Annotated in this window: 3 protein-coding genes and 1 pseudogene; 1 reads left to right on the top strand and 3 read right to left on the bottom strand. The window is 66.8% G+C overall.

Annotated features, from left to right (window positions below; genetic code table 11):
• Positions 1-727, bottom strand: a pseudogene (locus ACF1ED_RS37165) (hypothetical protein); the annotation flags it as partial.
• Positions 728-885: 158 nt separating this feature from the next.
• Here ACF1ED_RS37165 and ACF1ED_RS37170 point away from each other — a divergent pair.
• Positions 886-1170 (top strand): HNH endonuclease, encoded by a 285-nt coding sequence (locus ACF1ED_RS37170; RefSeq protein WP_391767791.1) that lies wholly within the window; start codon positions 886-888, stop codon positions 1168-1170.
• A 286-nt stretch (positions 1171-1456) separates the two neighbouring features.
• On the opposite strand, the gene ACF1ED_RS37175 is transcribed toward ACF1ED_RS37170, so the two are convergent.
• Positions 1457-2194 (bottom strand): hypothetical protein, encoded by a 738-nt coding sequence (locus ACF1ED_RS37175; protein ID WP_391767792.1) that lies wholly within the window; start codon positions 2192-2194, stop codon positions 1457-1459.
• A 24-nt stretch (positions 2195-2218) separates the two neighbouring features.
• Positions 2219-4319, bottom strand: a 2101-nt coding sequence (locus ACF1ED_RS37180; RefSeq protein WP_391767793.1) for a hypothetical protein, incomplete at its 5' end; no start/stop codon positions are given.

A 4319-nucleotide genomic window follows, 5' to 3' on the forward strand; every position in this document is an offset into this window, starting at 1 on the left:
ACCTGGCAGCCTGACCGTCACCACCGAGCGCTTCTAGATCGTCTCCGAGGATGGCTACGTCGATGTGCTCGTAGAAGGCCGCGATATCAAGGTAGGCAACTCTGAGTGAGACGTCGGAACGGATGATATCCAGTGACTTTTCCCGATAGGACTTCCAGTTCGGCCACCATCCCTTGGGTTCACCCTTGAAGCGGTCCCATCGGTAGCTAGAGACGCCAGGGTGAAGATGGCGGTCGATCTGATCGGCGACGTCGAAGACAAGAGCATCGTAGATAAGCCGGTCTCGGGTAGAGAAACGGGCTACCGGCCGCACAGTCAGATCCGTCTTGGGGAAATCAATGATGCTGGTACTGTCCGGGCCGCAAGCGCCGTCTTCAACGGCCTGCTCCAGCGTCTCACGGTAGCCGCGTTCCCACTGGTGCCGAACGTCCTGGTACCCGATGACATCGGGTACCTCTGACTCGGCTTCTCCCGCTATCAACAGGTCCTTGGCTTTGGTAAGCCTGCCGGAGAGGTCCACCGTCCCCCTTTGTCGAATGATGGCGCCCCACCAGGATGGTACGCGGGCGAGCTGTGAACTGGCGTGCGGTTTGAGCACCCTTGTGACTGGTCTCCCCCCAGCCGGTGATGGTGTGTAGGTGCGGGCGATGTAGCGCACGGCCTCGCTTGCCTCCCCTGTGAGCAGGTCGCCGATTCGGCCCCCGGCCGAGGACAGCCCGTGGATCACGGCCTGACCACCACCGACCACACCTCGGATCATGCGGGACGCGGGAAACGTGGGTCTGCGTAGCCGAGCCCACTCCGACCCTTTGGACCCCTACCTACTCCGCCCGCTCCGAGAAACAGCGACGCTCCACCTGTGCCCGTAACAGCTACCAAGCCCGCATGCGAAGTTACGACGTCCTCGACGCCACCGCCGCCCAGGTGGATCCACTCGACATATACGAGCGCGACCATTGGGCCTGCCAACTGTGTCGCAGGGCGATCGACTCGGCCGCCGAATGGCCCGATCCGTGGTCGGCGACCCTCGATCACATCAAGCCAGTCTCGCTGGCCAGCGAACACACGGCAGGGAACCTTCAGGCCTCCCACTGGATCTGCAACATCCTCAGGGGAGACACCTGGGGGCCAGGGGAGGCCCAGCCCTCCGCCGGGGAGGGCCAGGCCTGATGCTTCCTGGCAGGGCAGCTCCGTCAGGACCTGACCAACAGCAACCAGTCACGCACCCGGGCGACGTGGCGGGAGGAGATGCCCGGCCTCCCGATATGAGAGCTCTTCCGGGTGCCGACGGACGCGGACCTCCCTCCAGGCGACGTCGAAGGAGATGGTGTCGCGGCTGGTCCTGGAGAGCCTCCATGCGAGGAAACTGGTCCGTGGCGAGAGGGTCCAGCGCCAAAACATGCTGGTTGCCCTCATCGCCACTCCTCGGGGGCGCCGATATAGATGCTGCCGCGCATCAGGCGCTCCCAGAAGGCGCCCGTGTTCCTTCGGCGGCCCCGGCGATCTCCTCTACACGTGCCGCGTGCGCGGGTCGCTCGGCCCTCTTCATTCCGGCGCCCAGGAGTCCGTAGAGCATCTGTTTCTGCGCCGGCTCGGGGAAGGAGGCCAAGAACTCCCGCACCGCTTCTACCAAGGCGTACTCGACACCATGCCGCCCGGGCGGCCGGTAGGTGGCGAACAGCTCGGCGAGAGACTTGGCCTCGCCCGAGCGCTTGCCCCAGTCGGCTGTGTCAGTCGTGGTCCATCGCGCCATGACTGCGGCGGGTTCGGACAACTCTTCGGCGACAGCCTCGATCTCCTTTCGGCGGATGGCAATAGCGATGGACTGCTCGCGCTGGGCGGCCAACAGCGCCTCCACAGCAGCCTGGTCCCCTGGCAGCAGCGTCACGTCCACGCGCGCGTCGTATCGAACTTCAGGAGCGACCAGCGTGTGGGTGTTCGCCATCTCCCGTGCCAGCAGGTCCTGTACGGAGTGGAGGTCGGTCGCGGCCTGGTGGCGTAGGAAATCCGCCGCCTCGTGCCGCAAGGCGATTCGGACAGCGCGGGCCGCCTCGTCCACATCGGCCACCGAGGCGGGCACGCTCCTCACCTGCGCGTGGAAAACCACGTGGAAGGCGATGCCCTCGTGCACGCTGTCCAATCGGGCCTCGAAGCGCTCCACCCGAGTCTGGACTTCCTGCGGCAGGTCGGGCACGGCCTGCTTTCTCCAGCCCACGCCTTACGGCTCCATCTCACCGTCGACCGCCGACCACGGACCGGCCTGCGACACCTGCCGCAGGTCGGCGCGCAGCTCGATCACTGCGGCGTCGTAGGCGACGCCCGGCTCGCCGATCAGCAGCGCGGAGACCGGCGCGGCCGTCAGGTAGCGGGAGATGACACGTCCGAGGATCTCCGTGACGTGCTCACGCGGCACTACGCCGTCGGCCCGCGCGTGGGCCCACCGGTCGATGAGTGCCCGGCACTCCGGATCGACGGTCCGGTTCTCCAGGGCCGTGCTCCACCCGGTGACCAGGGCGTCTGCGACAACCGGGTCGGCCGCAGCCGAGGCGAGGGTGACCTGCAGAGCGTACGGGTGGGTCTGCGGATCGATGACGGCCAGGAAGGCTCGGCTTCCGGCCGTACTGCCTCGCTTGGCGGCCCGGGCATTGACCATGCGCCAGACGGTCGGCAGCAGCTTCTCGGTGGCTGCCATGGCACGTAGCGCCGCCTCGGCCTCCCTAACGGCAGCGTCCCGCTCCGCCCTCGCCAGGATGTGCTGAATTCGTACGATCGCCTGTCGCGGGTAGTGGTGGGCGAAGTCGCTCTGGCAGACCATGGCCACCACCCGGGCCACTGCTTCCTGTCCGTCCTTCGCCCAGTCGAGGAGTTTCGCACGGACAGCCGGGCCCAGCCGATCGGCCTGTGCCGTTCGGCTCAGAACACTGGCGATCAACCGCAGGTGCGCTTCGTCGTTGCTGACGTCGATCCAGTTCTTGATCGTCTCCACCACGCGGATGTCGTTCTCGGCGATGGCCAGTTCCACCAGCAGATCGCTGATCTGCTTCAGGCGCTTGGTACCCGCCCGGTCCACCAGACCGTCCAGCCAACGCAGTAGCGGGGTGTGGATGTCCGGACGCTGGTGCCACAGGTGCAGGAGCACCGCCCTGGTGTACCCCGGCCGGTGGTCGAAGGAGGCCTGTCGGCCTGACACCTTCGCCTTGACCGACGTGAGCCTGTCGCTCAGGTCCGGCCCAGTGAGGATCTCGCGCACACTGTCAAGCTCATGGTCTCCCAGCAGTGCCCGGGCCCCATCCTGGATCGTGAGGGCGTCCTCACCATTGAGGAACACGGCAGCGATGAGCAGCGCGCGGTCTTCGGGCATCCGCGTCGTAGCCGCGAACACCGTGCCGACGTCGGCGGACCACTCCTGGAACCTGCTCACCGCCGTTTCAATGCTCTCGGGTGAGCCGTCCGCAGCTGCCAGCAGCGCGGCGAGCCGGGCTCCGTCCGCCGGTGTGGACTCGTCGGTCAGCAACCGGGCAGCTGTCCCCGCCACGGGGTCGGTACGATCGGCCGTGACAAGGTCAGCGCGGCCCGGCAAGTCGTACACGTACTCCAAGTGCGTACGGGCCACCAGTTGGGCCGACGGCCTGGTCTTCACGGGGACAAGGGCCGCGGTATGCACGGCTGCCTGCGGCCAGACCCGTTCATCAGCGATCACGACCAGACACGACCCGATCTTCGCCAGCTTCTCCGCATGGACGGCCAGGGCGCCAGCCACGCGGTCCGGGTTCACCCAGCCGGCCATCTCGCTTTCAACATCCAGCAAGTAGCCGACGTTGGGGGCATCGGGCAGCACGGAGCAGTCCGGCTCTGCGGGGTCTTCCCAGTCGGGCTCGATCTCTTTCAATTCCATCGAGCCGCCCCTGGCCAGCCGAGAGCGCGATGTCCGCCACAAGGCCCGGATACCAGCGGTCCGCTTACCATGGCCGGGAAGTCCGGCGAGCACCGCCAGCGCGCTGTTCGGTACGGAGAGAACCTTGGCAGCCTCGTCGGCCGCCGTCACGGGCAGGTCGTCGGCGTTCTTGGACACCCACCCTTGACTGGCTGCCCTCAGCTCGAACTCGGACAGGTCGATGACGGTCAGCGGCTGCTTGCCCGTCGACAGGAACACCGAGCCGAGAGCAGCCACAATGAGCGCATTGTGGTTGCCGGACACGTTCAGCCCAGGCGCCGGGGTTTCCGCATCGCTCTCTGGTGGTGTCTGGCCTGCGTCCTCTGCTTCGGCCGTGGACGTCTGCCCGGCCGCATCGGCAGCGTTCGAGGGGGCGACGTGCTCC

The organism is Streptomyces sp. NPDC014656, assembly GCF_043084305.1.
Taxonomy (GTDB): domain Bacteria; phylum Actinomycetota; class Actinomycetes; order Streptomycetales; family Streptomycetaceae; genus Streptomyces.

Excerpts from the sequence above, each read along its gene's own strand:
- ACF1ED_RS37170 (WP_391767791.1), top strand. The coding sequence starts at position 886 with ATGCGAAGTTACGACGTCCTCGACGCCACCGCCGCCCAGGTGGATCCA.